Origin of the sequence: Aequorivita iocasae (assembly GCF_016757735.1) — a bacterium.
GTDB classification, from domain to species: domain Bacteria; phylum Bacteroidota; class Bacteroidia; order Flavobacteriales; family Flavobacteriaceae; genus Aequorivita; species Aequorivita iocasae.
On record NZ_CP068439.1, the window covers coordinates 2,255,660 to 2,272,503 of the forward strand.

The window sequence follows — 16,844 nt, forward strand, 5'->3', positions numbered from 1 at the left end:
ATATTTTTTCAACCAAAAATCTTTTCCGCTTTGGATTTAGCATTGTTTCAATATTTACAAACCTATCTCACCGAACGAAGGACTGCCTTGTTTAAAAAAGTGCTGTCTGAACGAACCCGCCATTTTACCGTAGCTACTGAAGATGTATACCAGCTCCACAACACCAGCGCGGTAATGCGTACCTGCGATGTTTTTGGGATTCAGGATCTGCACGTTGTGGAAGAACGCTTGGGAAAACGTGTAGATAAGGAAATTGCGATGGGCGCGCAGAAATGGGTAAGTTTAAAGCGGTACCATTCCATCACTGAGTGTATTAAAAATTTACGGAATTCAGGCTATCAAATTATTGCTACCACGCCCCACGACAATTCTACCATGCTCCATAAATTTGACGTTTCAAAAAAGAGCGCCTTTTTCTTCGGAAAAGAAAGCGACGGACTTAGCGATACGGTAATGAATGCAGCTGATGGCTATCTTAAAATCCCGATGTATGGCTTTACCGAAAGCTTAAATATTTCAGTTTCCGCGGCAATTATTTTGCAAAGCGTGGTTTCAAAAATGAAGCAGAGCAAAATAAATTGGCAGCTTTCCGATACAGAAAAATTCGAGATTGAAATGGAATGGATGAAAAAGACTATTAAGGCTTCAGAAGAGATAATTGAACGGTATTATCTTGAAAACTCGAAGCAATGATTGCTGAAAAGATGATTTTGCGAACTCATCCATTATTTGAAATTGAATTTAGAAGAGATGGATTTAATGTGGTAGATAATTCAAAATTCAATACAAATCGGTTTTATCATTTTGACCTTATAAGTGAAATAGAAGCGAAGATAAAATCAACAAATTTTTTTATCACGGCAATTAATTTTATACTTTTTGCAGGTCCTAAATATCATTATTACGATAGGCAACAACTCAAATTTAAATATGAAAAAGAAGAGGTTGCTATTTTCATCGAAAGTTGTGATTTTGAAACACTTCTGCAAATTTCAGAAAAAATAAAATCTCGCATCTCAAATCTAAATACTCAACACTAAAAAATGAAACTCGTCTTCGCCACCCACAATAAAAACAAGTTCACCGAAGTAAAAACAATGCTTCCGAAACATATTGAATTGTTAAGCCTGGACGATATAGGCTGCCAAGAAGACATTGCCGAAACGGCAGATACAATAGAAGGCAACGCCATTTTAAAAGCAAACTACGTGCGTGCCAATTACAATTTAAACTGTTTTGCCGATGATACCGGTCTGGAAGTACAATCATTAAATGGAGAACCGGGAGTTTACAGCGCCCGCTATGCTGGCGTTTCACACGATTCTGCTGCAAATATTAAAAAACTGCTGAAAAATCTTGAAGGCAAAGAGGATAGAAGCGCCCGTTTCAAAACAGCCATTGCACTGAATATGGAACACGAAGAAATTATGTTTCTGGGCATTTGCGAAGGCGAAATAATTAAAGAACTCCGAGGCGACTCAGGCTTTGGCTACGACCCAATTTTCCAACCGAAAGGTTTCAATAAAACCTTTGCAGAAATGACACTTCAGCAAAAAAGTGAAATTGGCCATCGCGGAAAAGCAATGCGGCAATTGATTGATTATCTTTCTAAATAAGTCACAGTTTGCAGTCACAGTTCACAGTTTTAGACCTCAATGGTTAACCCTTTGAAGTCAATTGTTTTAGACAAAAGACTACCAACTGCGACTGAATACTGAAAACATTTTTAAAGTTTCACAAAAAACTGCTAACAGTGACTACTAACTGAAAACTTTAAGTTACTTTTGCGCCCTTGAAAAATCAATAGCCATTGCTTATGGTTTTCAGGAAAAATCCTCAGGGTGAGGAGTGTTATAGTGAAGCTGTCCGTTTTTTATATGTCCAGTAGCTTCCCATTAGCACGCATATAAAAACTTTATTATAAAAAATGACAGCATTTAAAGCACTCGGCTTGGAAGAAAATCTTCTAAAAGCCATCGCCGACATGGGTTTTGAAACCCCTTCGGAAGTACAAGCAAAAGCAATCCCAATCCTTTTAGAGCGTGAAACCGACATGGTTTCCCTGGCCCAGACAGGAACGGGAAAAACCGCAGCATTTGGTTTTCCAATGTTGCAAAAAATTGACGTGAACAGCCGCACCACACAAGGGCTTATTCTTTCGCCAACGCGCGAACTTTGTCTTCAGATTACAAATGAAATGATAGCTTACGGCAAGTATTTGCCAGGGCTAAACGTTACCGCCATTTATGGTGGTGCAAGTATTACGGACCAAGCCCGCCAGATTAAAAAAGGTTCTCAGATTATTGTTGCAACCCCTGGTAGAATGAAAGATATGATTGGTCGGGGTCTTGTAGATATTTCAAAAATTGAATACTGCGTGCTCGATGAGGCAGATGAAATGCTCAACATGGGCTTTTACGAAGACATCACGGAAATTCTTTCACATTCACCAAAAGACAAAAGCACTTGGCTTTTTAGCGCAACGATGCCCAAAGAGGTATCCACCATCGCCAAAAAGTTTATGCACACGCCTGTGGAAATTACCGTAGGGACAAAAAACGTGGGGTCTGACCAAGTTTCACATGAATATTATTTGGTAAATGCACGCGATCGTTACAATGCCTTAAAGCGTTTGGCAGATGCAAACCCCGATATTTTTTCGGTAGTTTTTTGCCGAACAAAACGCGACACCCAAAAAGTGGCGGAACAATTAATTGAAGATGGCTACAATGCAGCTGCAATACACGGAGATTTAAGTCAGAACCAACGCGACTTGGTAATGAAATCTTTCAGAAACCGTCAAATCCAAATGCTTGTAGCAACCGATGTTGCTGCCCGTGGTATTGACGTTGATGATATTACACACGTAATAAATTACCAACTTCCAGATGAAATAGAAACCTACACCCACCGAAGCGGCCGTACGGGTCGTGCCGGTAAAACAGGTGTTTCCATCGTTATTGTTTCAAAAAGTGAAGTTCGAAAAATAAAAAGCATCGAAAAAATTATCCAGAAACAATTCGTTGCAAAGGAAATACCTTCAGGTATGGAAATCTGCGAAGTGCAAATGTTTCATTTGGCCAATAGCATCAAGGATACCGAGATTAACCCTGAAATAAATTCATACCTTCCAAATATCAACGAGGTATTGGCAGATTTTTCGAAGGAAGAACTTATTAAAAAAGTATTCTCCGTAGAGTTTACACGTTTCTTGAATTACTATAAAAACAGTAAGGACCTAAACATTTCCGGAGAGCGCAACTTTTCTGACGAAGATGCAAAAGACAGTACGCGGTATTTCATAAATATCGGTAACAAAGATGATTTTGATTGGATGAGCCTTAAGGATTTCCTTCGCGATTTGTTACAACTTGGGAAAGACGATGTTTACAAAGTTGACGTAAAAGATAGTTTCTCCTTTTTCAACACAGATACTACCCACCAAGAATTGGTGATGGGTATTTTTAAGGATTTTAAACTTGACGGAAGACAGATCAACATTGAAATATCCAAAGATACAGGACGCAGCAAAGGTAGAAGTGGTGGCGGCGGACGCGATCGCGGTAGAAGAAGAGGTGATAGAAATGATCGTGGCGACGGCGGCGGAAGAAAAGGCGGTTTTAAAAAACGTAGTGGCGGTTTTGATGGAGGTGACAAGCCAAAATTCAAAGGCAAGAGCCGAAGGGGTGCACCGCGTCCAGAAGCAAAGGGCACGGGCGGAAGACGCCGAAGAAAAGGATAATAACCAATTATTAAACTTTAGTACCACTTTAACGTCTATATAAGTATATTTACGGGCCTTTTAATCGAAGCCCGTTTTTTTAAGCTTATGCAAACCTTCAACTTTCTGCAGGAATACATACTGGAAAACGACCGTGTGCGGCTGAGACCCCTGCACCATAAAGACTTTGAGTTGCTGCTTCACTTTTCTGAAGAACAACCAGAGCTTTGGAAGTACTCCCTGCAACCGGCCAGTGGTTCTGATAATCTAAAGGCCTATATTGATTCTGCCATACTCGGTAGGAAGCAAGAAACGGCATACACTTTCATCGTTTTTGACAAACGTACCCAGCAAATTGCGGGCAGCACCCGTTTTTATGATTTTCAGAAAAACCACAACACCGTACAATTAGGGTATACTTGGTACGGCAAGGAATTTCAGGGAACCGGAATAAACAAACAATGCAAAATGTTGATGCTTGAATTTGCCTTTGAAACTTTATATCTAGACCGTGTTGAGTTTCGTGCAGATGCTATAAACCAGCGTAGCATTGCTGCGATGAAAAGCATAGGTTGTACTGTTGAAGGCATCTTGCGTAATAACTGTGCGGCGCCAACGGGTAGAAGGGACAGTATTGTCCTCAGCATCCTAAATGACGAATGGTTTGGCGGGGTCAAGGAAAAATTGAAAGCTAAAATTGAAATCGAAAGAAAGGTTTCGCCCCAGTGAAATTTTTCCGTATATTGAAACATTGTATGAAAAGAATACTCCTACTTTTTGCCCTAATGGTAACCGTTGCAAATTCCTTTGCCCAAAACGAAAATGTCATAAAGGGTACCGTAATGAACGATGCCAACGATAATGTCTTGGAAAATGTAAACATTGTAAACCTTAATCAAGTAAAAGGCACAACTACTAATGAAAAGGGTGAATTTGCAATCAAGGCTGCGGTAAATGACACGCTATATTTTTCATATCTGGGCTTTAAATCCCTGCGGGTTCGCGTTACCAATGACTGGTTGAAGTTTGGCGATATAAAGGTGAAAATGACCGAACTGGGCATCGCCCTCGAAGAAGTAGTGGTAAAGCCGGTTCAACTAACGGGCTATGTAGAGATTGATGCAAAACTAATCCCCATTTACGATAATTACCGATACCGTATTTCAGGTTTAAACACGGGTTATGAAGGCGGAAGCAACCAGCCCGGTGCCGTTAGTAAAGTACTGAGCTCTATCTTTAATCCAGCAGATTTTCTCTATAATGTTTTTGGAAAACGACCGAAACAGATGCGGAAGCTCCGGCAAATGAAGGAAGATGATGAAATCCGAAATCTCCTTCAAAGTAAGTTTGACCGTGAAACCTTGATGGCCGTGCTCCAGCTGGAACGTGCAGATATTGATGAAATACTGAACAAGTGCAGCTATTCCAAAGATTTTATACGTACCGCAAACGACCTTCAAATTCTCGACGCCATCAGTGGTTGTTATGAAGAATACAAGATTTTGAATAGGGAGAAGTAGCATTTTTCTTCTTTTTTTAACACCATTCAATTTCATTAAAAGTATTTTTAGTGAAAATTGATTCCATGGAACAAATAGTCAAGAAACAACGGGTTTTTTTCAACACCCACGCAACAAAAAACCTTCCCTTTAGAAAAGCGCAATTAAAAAAACTTCAAACAGCATTAGAAGAAAACGAACCACTTCTGCACGAAGCCATTTATAAAGATTTCAAAAAGTCAGAGTTTGATAATTACACCACTGAGCTTTCGCTACTCTACAAAGACATTAAAGAAGCCCGCAGCAATATATTTAATTGGGCGCGTACTAAACCCGTTTCTACAGGCATCCTCAATTTCCCCGCTTCCAGTTACATTATTCCAGAACCTTTGGGCGTCTGTTTGGTCATTGGCGCATGGAACTATCCCTACCAACTTTCCTTCGCCCCGGTTATTGCAGCAATTACTGCTGGAAATACTGTAATACTAAAACCTAATGAACTGCCGACACACACCGCAGCCGCAATGGCAAAAATTGTAAAGGAGAATTTCGATCCAGCTTTTTTCACGGTAGTTGAAGGTGGAGTAGAAGAGACCCAAGAACTTTTGAAGCAGAAATTCGACAAAATATTTTTTACCGGTAGTACCAAAGTAGGCAAGATAGTTTACAAAGCCGCCGCCGAAAATTTAACGCCAGTCACACTGGAATTGGGTGGTAAAAGTCCCGCCATCATTACTGAAAGTTGCAACCTAAAAGTTTCGGTGAAGCGATTGGTTTGGGGAAAATTTTTAAATGCAGGACAAACTTGCATTTCACCTGATTATGTTTTGGTTCATAAAAGCATCGAACAAAAATTTCTGGAACAGACAAAGGAGGAAATCATAAATCAGCATTTTGCTTTTGAAAACGATAATTACCTCCAAATCATAAACAACGATAATTTTGAGCGTCTTAACAAAATGCTCGTACCAGAGAAAATATATTTTGGGGGAGAAAACAATAAAGAAACCCGCTACATCCAGCCCACAATAATGCAAAATGTAACGATGGAAGACGCCGTAATGCAAGAAGAAATTTTCGGCCCAATCCTTCCCGTTCTCACCTACGAAACTATAGAAGAAGCCATTGACAAAGTAAACAGCCTACCCAAACCATTGTCTTGTTATCTGTTTACAAAAAGCGCTTCAATAAAGAAGAAAATTTTAAAGGAAATCTCCTTTGGTGGTGGTGCCATTAATGAAACCGTGATGCACATCAGCAATTCAAACCTGCCCTTTGGCGGCGTTGGCCACAGCGGTATTGGCAACTACCATGGCGAAGCAGGTTTTAAAACTTTTACCCATTATAAAAGTGTGATGGACAAACCTACCTGGCTCGATCCCTCCATCCGTTATTACCCGCATACTCCTTTTCGATTGAAGTTGATGCGGTGGTTTATGAGGTTTTAATTTTGAAAGGCATTTAAATGAAAGAAAAATATCTTTAAAATTTCATTAACTTACTCAGCTAAAACAAAATAGTGACCAATGAAAAAACTTTACATCTTATCATTAATTTTCACTGCCCAATTAACCTTCGCCCAAATACGTTTCCAAAATATCCCCCAAAACGCAATTTATCCCGAAAGCATGGCGGTTGAAACAATCACCGCAAACATAGCATACCAAGGTTATGACGAAACCCAAGCCTATTTCGGCCAAGGCGAATATGAAATCTATTTAGACAATGTAGATGGAGTGCTGGACAAACCAATTATAGTCCTAGATGGTTTTGATCCGGGCGATTCCCGTGATATTCCCGGTCTTTATGCAAGCTTAAGTTTTGATGGACAAAACATGGCAGACATCCTTCGCGATGAAGGTTTTGACATCGTAATTCTCAACGCTCCCCTTTACAATACGGGAGGAAAAGATATTGACGGCGGCGGCGATTACATTCAGCGAAACGCAATGGTTTTGATAGCAATGATTCAGCAATTAAACGCAGATAAAGTGGGCGATAACGAACTGGTAGTATTAGGCCCAAGTATGGGAGGTCTTATTGCTCGCTACGCCCTGTCATATATGGAAGATAACAGTTTGGATTCTGAAACGCGTCTATATATTTCTTTTGATGCGCCACATCGCGGGGCAAACATTCCTATCAGCCTTCAATATTTAATAAATTACTTTGCAATTCAAGTAGGTGATGCCACCGCCCAACAAGTTGTTGATCAGTTGCTGAACTCTCCTGCAGCTAAAGAAATGCTTACAGACCATTTATTAGGGCACTTGCTTGCGGGTTCCGATTATGAACAAGACCCAACAAAAGTATTGCCTTTGGGCGCCCCAGGTTTTAGAAATGAATTTCAGGCAGAGTTGGATGCCCTTGGCTTTCCCGGCAATGTAAGAAACGTTACCATGATCAACGGTGCAGGCAATGGAACCACCACGGGTAGCCCAGGAATAACAATTGTTAATACCAACCTTGAAATAGATGCCACTACCGATGTAGATGTGGCACTGAACTTTACGCCAGCCGCAAATCAAAGCAATACCGTTACAGATGTTACCGTAAACTTTTTTGGTTTTCCTATTAATACATATCAAACAACCGCACAATCGCCAAACAATACAGCAGGCGTAGACAGCGCTCCGGGCGGAACGGGAAGTATAAGCGATGCGCTTGGCGATGGCGGTGGCAACCAAGTGCTTATTGATTTCATAAATGCACTTCAGCAGGACTTATATTCTTTCATTCCAACTATGAGTTCTTTGGCGATAGACAATCCAGATTGGTTTGCAACACCAAATTTGAATGATTCCCCTTTTGTGAATTTTTACATTCCAAATGATAATGAACCACACGTTACCGTAACGGCTGAAAGTGCTCAATTCGCTTTGGATGAAATTAGGGATGGGGTACTTTCTGTAGGCGAAAATCAGTTTTCAAATCAATTTATTCTAGCTCAAAACCCAGTTCAAAAAAATATCAACATTGTAATTCCAAGCAATACTTCAATACAAAATTTAACGGCGACGGTTTTCAGCATAACCGGTCAAAGACTGATGCAAAAAACATGGGCACGCCCAAGTATGGAATTAACTTGGAACCATAATCTTTCCAATGGAATTTATTTGTTGAAATTGGACAACGGTATTTCAACGCAAACCATAAAAATGATTGTAGAGTAAAGATTTTTACGGATGAAAAAATTTGTAATTGCTATTGGCGTTTGTTTGGGTATTTTTTCGTGTGCTCCAAAAAAGCAAAATATAATCGCTATAGATGTGCTTTTGATTCCTTCGGAAGAAATGTATGCACAATCCCTTCAGCTAAACTCATTTATAAATCAAAACAATCCCGAAACCATACAGCTCGATGAAAACCATGTGCCGCATATCACGCTTCTGCAGTGTTTCATAAAAGAGGAAGATTTAACGAGTGTTACTAACGCATTAGAAGTAGATAATATATTTGAAGGGCTTTTTGAAACAATTAAAAACGATTCCTTAAACGCGAAAAGCCTTTTTTATTACGAAGACAAAGAGGAAAGTTTCGCAATGGTTGCTGTTGAAAAGAGCAATTTTTTAATGAAACTTCACGAAAAAATCATCGAACTTATTCAACCTTATACTGTGAAAAACGGCTCGCAAGTTTCCTTTATACAAAACCCGGATGGAAGCCCAATTAGTGAATCTACTGTAACTTATGTTCCAGAGTTTATTGACAAGCACAGTTTTGGAAATTTTGATCCGCACATAAGTCTTGGAGTAGCACAGACCAAACTTTTGGACAGCTTGGCTGAAAATGTTTTTAAACCAATCAAATTTCAGGCTGCCTCTTTAAGCGTTTACCAATTGGGAGATCACGGTACAGCCCATAAATTGCTTTGGAAAGCTGAATAAAAAAGCACCTTTTAAAAGGTGCTTTTTTTTATAATCAGAATAGAATATTAAATCTTTTCCAGCGCAGCCTTTATATAAACCTCGCCTTCCAAAATTTCAAAAGTTTTGTTTCTTGCAACAGCATCATCTAACGCGCCAACGAGTGTTTCTGCAACGTCTCTACGTGGTATTTCTCCGCGCTTGTTCAGTTTGTTGTCCAGTTCAATTTTTCCTTTTCCGTCGTTATTGGTTAGTGATCCTGGGCGCACTATGCTATATAGAATTCCCAATTGTTTTAGATATTCATCAGCATTGTGTTTTGCCTTTAAATATTCTTGAATTTCGTCAGCTTCCTCGGGTTTATCAGCACCCATGGAACTTAGCATAACAAATTTTTTCACGCTTTTTGCTTTTGCGGCATCCATCAGCTTTTTGGCACCCTCCTGATCAACTTCCTTTACTTTTTTTCCGCCTGAACCAGCTGCAAAAATTACCTTGTCAATGCCGTTGGTGGTTTGACTGACATCTTTTTCAAGATCTGCCAAAATGGTTTCCACACCTTCATTCTGAAATTGTGAAACCTGCTCTTCCTTTCGAACCATCGCCACCGGCTTGAATTTTTTAGATTCCTTTAAAATTGAAATTATCTTTTTACCCGTGGTGCCATGCGCACCTGCTACTAATATTTTTTCCATATTCTAAATATATTGGTTGTAATTGGGAAAACCGTGTAGTTTCACAACCTTTAACCCTTAAAAAGCCGTCTTTTAGGGCTTTATTAACTTTCGGGTTTATTTTTCGCAATTAAACCGAAATGTTTCTTGACCATTAAATCTTTCCAACTAATTATTCATTCCTAATATTACTGCTTATCTTTACAAGCAAACACAAAAATTCATGGATTACACTTCAAAAATGCTTCGCGACGACGCGCTAAAAGGGAAAACAATAGTAGTAACCGGCGGCGGAAGCGGCCTTGGAAAAGCAATGACAACCTACTTTTTGGAACTCGGCGCAAACGTGGTTATCACTTCCCGAAACCTTGAAAAACTACAAACGGTAAAAGAAGAATTGGAAACCGCAACCGGTGGAAAAGTATTGCCTGTGCAGTGTGACGTGAGAAATTATGAAGAAGTTGAAGCAATGGTGGAAGCTTCGGTAAAAGAATTTGGAAAAGTTGACGTTCTTTTGAACAATGCCGCAGGAAACTTCATTTCACCAACGGAACGACTTTCCGCAAACGCTTTTGACACTATAATTGACATCGTTTTAAAAGGAACAAAAAACTGCACCCTTGCCTTCGGAAAACATTGGATTGATAAAAAAGAAACCAATAAAACTGTTTTGAATATTGTTACAACATATGCCTTCACGGGGTCAGCATACGTTGTGCCGAGTGCTACTGCAAAAGCTGGTGTATTGGCTATGACGCGCTCCTTGGCGGTAGAATGGGCAAAATACGGAATCCGTTTTAATGCCATCGCTCCCGGGCCATTCCCGACAAAAGGCGCTTGGGACAGATTGCTACCGGGCGATTTGAAGGAGAAATTTGATCCCGCAAAAAAAGTTCCCGTAAAGCGTGTGGGCGAACACCAAGAACTCGCTAATCTCGCCGCATATCTCGTTTCCGATTTTTCAGCGTACATAAACGGCGAAGTAATAGTTATAGATGGCGGCGAATGGCTAAAAGGCGCTGGGCAAATGAATCTTTTGGAAGAAGTTCCTCAACAAATGTGGGATATGCTGGAGGCGATGATACGCGAAAAAAAATCTAAATAACAAAACCCAAGCACCAAATTCCAAGACAGTTGAATTTTGATTTTTAAAGATTGATATTTATTTGGAATTGGGGATTTCAAAATTTGGGATTTTCCCGCAGGGTCATTGTTTACTTCCTGTTAACAAAAATGATTTTCTATCCACATAAATAATTGTACTTTTAACTGCTAAAATTTCAAGCAAATTAATGGGTAAAATAATTGCAATTGCAAACCAAAAAGGAGGCGTGGGAAAGACCACGACCTCGGTAAATTTAGCGGCCTCACTGGGCGTTTTGGAGAAAAAGGTTTTACTCATAGATGCAGATCCACAGGCCAATGCCACCTCGGGTTTGGGCATAGACGTTGAAACTGTTGAAATGGGAACCTATCAATTGCTTGAGCACAGCGCAACGGCAAAGGAAGCAATCGTTTCAACAAATTCTCCAAATTTAGATTTAATACCTTCCCACATAGATTTGGTGGCTATTGAAATTGAATTGGTAGATGTGGAAAACCGCGAGTATATGCTGAGAAAGGCAATAGAAGGCTTAAAGGCAGATTATGACTATATTCTCATAGATTGCGCACCTTCGTTGGGCTTATTAACCTTGAATGCGCTTACAGCGGCAGATTCGGTAATCATCCCAATTCAATGTGAATATTTCGCCTTGGAAGGCCTTGGAAAACTTTTGAATACTATTAAAAGCGTTCAGAAAATACACAACGTAAACCTCGATATTGAAGGATTATTGTTGACTATGTACGACCAACGTTTACGTCTTTCAAACCAAGTTGTGGATGAGGTGAAAAAGCATTTTGATGAAATGGTTTTTGAGACAATCATTCAAAGAAACGTGCGTTTAAGTGAAGCGCCAAGTTATGGTGAAAGCATCATCAGTTACGATGCCGCAAGCAAAGGAGCCGATAATTATTTAAGTCTGGCGCATGAATTAATCCAGAAAAACGAAAAAGAATAAATGGCGAAAGCAACCAAAAAACAAGCCCTCGGCCGCGGACTTTCAGCATTGCTGAAAGATCCGTCCAACGATATAAAATCTGTTGCCGACAAAAATGCCGACAAGGTTGTGGGCAGCATTGTAGAGCTGGAATTGGGCAGTATTGAAGTAAACCCTTTTCAGCCTCGAACAAGTTTTAACGAAGAATCACTTCGTGAGTTGGCTTCATCCATTAAGGAATTGGGAGTTATACAACCGATTACCGTTCGTAAACTCGATTTCAATAAATACCAATTGGTAAGTGGCGAGCGCCGTTTTCGTGCCTCAAAATTGGTTGGGCTGGAAACTATTCCCGCGTATATTCGTATTGCCAATGATCAAGAATCCTTGGAAATGGCTTTGGTGGAAAACATCCAGCGCCAAGATTTAGACCCAATTGAAATTGCACTTTCATACCAACGTTTGATTGAGGAAATAAACGTTACTCAAGAAGAATTAAGTGATAGAGTTGGAAAGAACCGTTCAACAATCGCTAACTATTTGCGTTTACTAAAACTGGATCCGATCATCCAAACTGGAATGCGCGACGGCTTCATAAGCATGGGCCACGGCCGTGCGCTTATAAATGTTGATGATTTAAATGACCAACTCGATATTTACGAAAAGATTTTGAGCCAAAGCCTATCAGTTCGCGATACCGAAGCACTGGTGCGAGGTTATAAAAATCCTGAAAAAAAAACTAAGCCACAAAAAGCCACTGCGCCGCCATTTGCCAAAAAGGCAAAGAAGGAATTGACCGATCTTTTTGAGACTTCAGTTGAAGTAAAAGTCGCAAAATCCGGTAAAGGACAACTAGTTGTTCCCTTCAAAAACAAAGAAGACTTCGAACGTATTTTGAAGCTAATCAAAAGTGAAAAATAATTTCCTAAATATTTTTTTTTTAATCTTCGCCACAGGATTGTTTGCGCAAACTACTGATTCCTTAAAAGTAAAGAAAGAAGAAAGAGTAATGGTGGTGAATGATTCAATTTTACCAAAAGAGGAATACAATCCGTTGGCTCCTGCAAAAGCTGCATTTTACTCCGCGGTGGTTCCGGGTCTGGGGCAGGTTTACAATAAAAAATACTGGAAAATCCCTATTATTTATGCAGGGATGGCGGCTGGAGTTTACTTCTATAAACAGCAAGATGATGAATACGATCGTTTCCGGGATGCTTACAAACGAAGACTTGCGGGCTATGACGATGATGAATTTCAAGGAATTTCTGACGACCGATTGATAAATGCCCAAAAATCTGCACAAAAAAACAAGAGCATCAGCATTATTGTTACCGTTGCTTTTTATTTGCTGAATGTAGTTGATGCCAATGTGGATGCACATTTACGGCAATACGAAGTAAGTGAAGATCTTTCGCTGCAACCCAATTTTGATTACAATCAATTTAACGCACAACCGCAGTACGGAATATCGCTGACTTATCGACTTAAATGAATTTTCAATGAAAATAGCACTTCTCGGTTATGGAAAAATGGGCAAGACAATTGAAAAATTGGCTTTGGAAAAAGGTCATTCCATCGTTTTTAAAAGCTTGAGTAAAACTGCTGAAGGGAAATTTGAAGACGCAGATATCGCCATTGATTTTTCATCCCCAGAAGTGGCTATTAAGAATATTTCAAAAGCATTGGAAGCTGGAACACCAATTGTTTCCGGTACAACAGGCTGGCTTGATAAATATGATGAAATGGTAAAGTTGTGTGAAAATCGTAACGGAAGCTTCATCTATGCGTCCAACTTCAGCGTTGGGGTAAATCTTTTTTTCAGCATAAATGAGTATGCCGCAAAGTTGATAGCGCCGTGGAAAGAATATAACGTTTCAGTGGAAGAAATACATCACCTTCAAAAGAAGGATGCTCCCAGCGGCACGGCCATTACCATTGCCGAGGGAATTTTGAAACACAGCGATAAAAAGGATTGGAAGCTAAATACTTCCGAAGAAAATACTTTAAATATTACAGCAAAACGGGAAGAAGATGTAAAAGGAACACATATAGTTTCCTATGATTCCTCCATCGATACCATTTCATTGAAACACGAAGCGCACAGTCGTGAAGGATTTGCTTTGGGGGCTATTTTGGCAGCGGAGTTTTTAAAGGATAAAAAAGGTATTTTTACAATGAAAGACGTGTTAGGAATAAAAATTAACGATTGACAATTGTAGATTGCCGAATCCCAAATTAACGAATTAACAGCTTTTAATAAAGAATAAAAAACAATAATAAATAATAAACGATGAGTTGGACAGGTTGGTTTATATTTTTTTTGATAGTTCAGGTAATCCATTTTGCTGGCACGTGGAAGTTGTACCAAACAGCAGGTAGAAAAGCTTGGGAAGCAGCCGTACCGGTTTACAATGCCGTGGTTTTGATGAAGATTATCAAACGCCCCTGGTGGTGGACCATTTTGCTTTTTGTGCCCATCGTAAATTTAATTATGTTTCCAGTGGTCTGGGTGGAAACCTTGCGCAGTTTCGGCCGTAATTCCACAACCGATACGGTTTTGGTTTTGCTGACTTTGGGTCTCTATATTTATTACATCAATTACACCCAAAAAGTAACCCACATAAAAGATAGAAGCTTGAAACCGCGTACTTCCACGGGAGAGTGGGTGAGTTCCATACTTTTTGCGGTAGTTGCCGCCACCATTGTGCATACCTATTTTATGCAGCCGTTTACCATCCCCACTTCTTCTTTGGAAAAGACCCTTTTAGTTGGTGATTTCCTGTTTGTGAGCAAATTCCATTATGGAGCGCGCACGCCAATGACGCCCATTTCTTTTCCAATGGTACACGATACCATTCCCGTAATTAAAACGAAATCATACCTGTCCAAACCACAGATTCCATACTTTAGATTTCCGGGATTCCAGGATATAAAGCGGAATGATATTGTAGTTTTCAACTGGCCCGTAGATACGGTAAATGCCTTTCAGCAATATGGAGATGGTAAATATTACTACAAACCAATCGATAAAAAGTCCAATTACGTAAAGCGCTGTGTGGGTCTTCCGGGAGATTCTTTGGAGGTTCGCGATGGTTACGTTTTTATCAACGGAAAACAAAATGAACTGCCCGATAGAGCAAAGCTTCAGTTTAGTTATGATGTGCAGGTTAATAGCCCGCTAAACCCTGAAATGCTTTACAATCGTTATGATATTACCGATCGTTATGGTTTTGGAAATAACACATATCGTTTTGGTGGTATTTCGGAAGAGTCCTTAAACATGTTGAAGAACAATCCAAATGTTGTCAATATTTCGCGTTTCCGTGGTGAAAAGGGAGTTTGGGACGAAGGAATATTTCCGAATAATCAAAACTATCCTTGGAACAACGATTACTTTGGACCTTTATACATTCCCAAAAAAGGCGCCACCGTTTCCATTACGCCCGAAACGTTACCACTGTACAAACGAATTATAGAGGTATATGAGGGAAGCGAAATAGGTATTGACAATAAAATAACCCAATCTGGAACTCAAGTTTTATTAAACGATCAACCAATTACTGATTATACCTTTAAAATGGATTATTATTGGATGATGGGCGATAACCGTAACAACAGTGAGGACGCTCGTACTTGGGGATTTGTACCTTTCAACCACGTAGTAGGCAAGCCCGTATTCGTTTGGATGAGTTGGGATGACGTGAATAAAAAGGTGCGTTGGGAAAGACTTTTCACCACCGTTGGCGGTAGCGGAAAACCGGTTTCTTATTTAATGTATTTCGTAATTGCCGTAATCGGTTGGTTTGCATTTGATTTTTATAGAAAAAGAAAAAAAGGAGCTAAGTAATAAAATTAAATAAGCCACGAATTCATGAATGATTCATTAAAATTCGTGAATTCGTAGCTAAAATTATTCAGGAATCAAACTGAATATTCCTTGTCCTTCAACAGCTATATAAATTAATCCATCAGGACCCATTTTTACATTTCGTACACGACCGATATCCTGTGCGATTTTTTCACGGTTTATAACTTTTTCACCTTCCAAAGTGAGCAATTCCACATAGGCAAACTTCAAAGAGCCGACCAATAGTTTTCCTTTCCATTGCGGGTATTTATCACTTGTTACAAAAGCCATCCCCGAAGGTGCAATTGAAGGTACCCAATAATAAATGGGCGGCTCAATCCCTGGTTTTGTGGTTTGATCGGTAATTTCCGTACCGCTGTAATTGATGCCATAAGTAACGATTGGCCAACCGTAATTAGCTCCTTTTTTCACAATATTTATTTCATCGCCACCTTTCGGGCCGTGCTCGTGCAACCAGATTTCTCCCGTTTCAGGATGCTTCGCCATACCTTGCGGATTGCGGTTTCCGTAGGTGAAAATTGCTTTTTTGGCATTCGGTTTATTGTAAAAAGGATTGTCAGTTGGGATGGTGCCATCCTCATTCAATCTATAGATTTTTCCGCCATCACGGGTTATGTCCTGTGGATTTACTTCGCGTTCGCCACGTTCCCCAATAGAGAAATATACAAAGCCATCATTGTCAAACTCAATCCGTGAACCGAAGTGCTGCCCAGCCGTAGTATTGCGCTCCGCTTTGTAAAGGGTTTCTATGTTTGTTAGCGAAGTGCCTTCCAACTTGCAACGCATCAAAGCTGTGTGCCCCCCTTTTCCTGGACCTTCTTCCGAAGCAAAGGTCATATAAATCCATCCATTTTCACTGTAATTAGGATGCAATTCAATATCCATCAATCCGCCTTGCCCGCTGTTGTATACCTCGGGGACATTAGCTATTTCTTTTTTTTCACCATTTTTAAAATGAATTAACCGTCCATCTTTTTCGGTAATAAGCATACTGCCATCTGGCAGCCACGTCATTCCCCAAGGAATTGAAAGGTTTTTTACCACTTCTTCAATTTTATAAGACTGCGGTTCGGTTTTTAGCGCTACATCATCTTTCTTTTTCTGCTGGGCGCAGGAAGCAAAAACAACAAATGCGGTAAATAAAAATAAATATCTTTTCATAGTAATTGATTTT

General features: G+C 39.8%; 17 protein-coding genes. 15 read left to right on the forward strand and 2 right to left on the reverse strand.

What is annotated here, in order from left to right; genetic code table 11:
• Positions 1-30 precede the first annotated feature (30 nt).
• The 9 genes from JK629_RS10375 (at position 31) to JK629_RS10415 (ending at position 9,107) form a co-directional block, all read left to right on the forward strand.
• Positions 31-693: a TrmH family RNA methyltransferase gene (locus tag JK629_RS10375; protein WP_202335552.1), complete on the forward strand. Its 663-nt coding sequence runs from the start codon at positions 31-33 to the stop codon at positions 691-693.
• A complete protein-coding gene (locus JK629_RS10380; RefSeq protein WP_202335553.1) occupies positions 690-1,040 on the forward strand; it encodes a hypothetical protein in 351 nt (116 codons plus the stop codon). Before JK629_RS10375 ends, JK629_RS10380 begins: the two co-directional genes overlap by 4 nt.
• Positions 1,041-1,043: 3 nt before the next feature.
• Positions 1,044-1,616: a non-canonical purine NTP diphosphatase gene (locus tag JK629_RS10385; RefSeq protein WP_202335554.1), complete on the forward strand. Its 573-nt coding sequence runs from the start codon at positions 1,044-1,046 to the stop codon at positions 1,614-1,616.
• A 311-nt stretch (positions 1,617-1,927) separates the two neighbouring features.
• Complete coding sequence (locus JK629_RS10390) at positions 1,928-3,742, forward strand: DEAD/DEAH box helicase (protein WP_202335555.1); 1,815 nt, start codon at positions 1,928-1,930, stop codon at positions 3,740-3,742.
• Positions 3,743-3,829: 87 nt separating this feature from the next.
• Positions 3,830-4,450, forward strand: coding sequence for a GNAT family N-acetyltransferase (locus JK629_RS10395; RefSeq protein WP_202335556.1), 621 nt, complete (start codon positions 3,830-3,832; stop codon positions 4,448-4,450).
• Between the two features lie 26 nt (positions 4,451-4,476).
• A complete protein-coding gene (locus JK629_RS10400) occupies positions 4,477-5,241 on the forward strand; it encodes a carboxypeptidase-like regulatory domain-containing protein (RefSeq protein ID WP_202335557.1) in 765 nt (254 codons plus the stop codon).
• A 65-nt stretch (positions 5,242-5,306) separates the two neighbouring features.
• A complete protein-coding gene (locus JK629_RS10405) occupies positions 5,307-6,668 on the forward strand; it encodes an aldehyde dehydrogenase (RefSeq protein WP_202335558.1) in 1,362 nt (453 codons plus the stop codon).
• Positions 6,669-6,746: 78 nt separating this feature from the next.
• Complete coding sequence (locus JK629_RS10410; RefSeq protein WP_202335559.1) at positions 6,747-8,393, forward strand: T9SS type A sorting domain-containing protein; 1,647 nt, start codon at positions 6,747-6,749, stop codon at positions 8,391-8,393.
• 12 nt (positions 8,394-8,405) lie between these two features.
• Positions 8,406-9,107: a 2'-5' RNA ligase family protein gene (locus tag JK629_RS10415; RefSeq protein ID WP_202335560.1), complete on the forward strand. Its 702-nt coding sequence runs from the start codon at positions 8,406-8,408 to the stop codon at positions 9,105-9,107.
• 47 nt (positions 9,108-9,154) lie between these two features.
• On the opposite strand, the gene JK629_RS10420 is transcribed toward JK629_RS10415, so the two are convergent.
• Complete coding sequence (locus JK629_RS10420) at positions 9,155-9,781, reverse strand: SDR family oxidoreductase (protein WP_202335561.1); 627 nt, start codon at positions 9,779-9,781, stop codon at positions 9,155-9,157.
• Between the two features lie 202 nt (positions 9,782-9,983).
• On the opposite strand from JK629_RS10420, the gene JK629_RS10425 reads away from it, so the two are divergent.
• The 6 genes from JK629_RS10425 (at position 9,984) to lepB (ending at position 15,649) form a co-directional block, all read left to right on the forward strand.
• Positions 9,984-10,865, forward strand: coding sequence for an SDR family oxidoreductase (locus tag JK629_RS10425; protein ID WP_202335562.1), 882 nt, complete (start codon positions 9,984-9,986; stop codon positions 10,863-10,865).
• 187 nt (positions 10,866-11,052) lie between these two features.
• On the forward strand, positions 11,053-11,823 hold the full coding sequence (locus tag JK629_RS10430; RefSeq protein WP_202335563.1) for a ParA family protein: 771 nt from the start codon (positions 11,053-11,055) through the stop codon (positions 11,821-11,823).
• Positions 11,824-12,723, forward strand: coding sequence for a ParB/RepB/Spo0J family partition protein (locus JK629_RS10435; protein ID WP_202335564.1), 900 nt, complete (start codon positions 11,824-11,826; stop codon positions 12,721-12,723).
• Entirely contained in the window at positions 12,713-13,294 is a 582-nt protein-coding gene (locus JK629_RS10440) for a DUF5683 domain-containing protein (RefSeq protein WP_202335565.1), read from the forward strand. Before JK629_RS10435 ends, JK629_RS10440 begins: the two co-directional genes overlap by 11 nt.
• A 7-nt stretch (positions 13,295-13,301) precedes the next feature.
• A complete protein-coding gene (gene dapB / locus JK629_RS10445; RefSeq protein WP_202335566.1) occupies positions 13,302-14,012 on the forward strand; it encodes a 4-hydroxy-tetrahydrodipicolinate reductase in 711 nt (236 codons plus the stop codon).
• A gap of 80 nt (positions 14,013-14,092) precedes the next feature.
• Positions 14,093-15,649, forward strand: coding sequence for a signal peptidase I (lepB, locus tag JK629_RS10450; protein ID WP_202335567.1), 1,557 nt, complete (start codon positions 14,093-14,095; stop codon positions 15,647-15,649).
• Positions 15,650-15,712: 63 nt separating this feature from the next.
• Here lepB and JK629_RS10455 read toward each other — a convergent pair whose 3' ends face one another.
• On the reverse strand, positions 15,713-16,831 hold the full coding sequence (locus tag JK629_RS10455) for a PQQ-dependent sugar dehydrogenase (RefSeq protein WP_202335568.1): 1,119 nt from the start codon (positions 16,829-16,831) through the stop codon (positions 15,713-15,715).
• Positions 16,832-16,844: the final 13 nt, after the last annotated feature.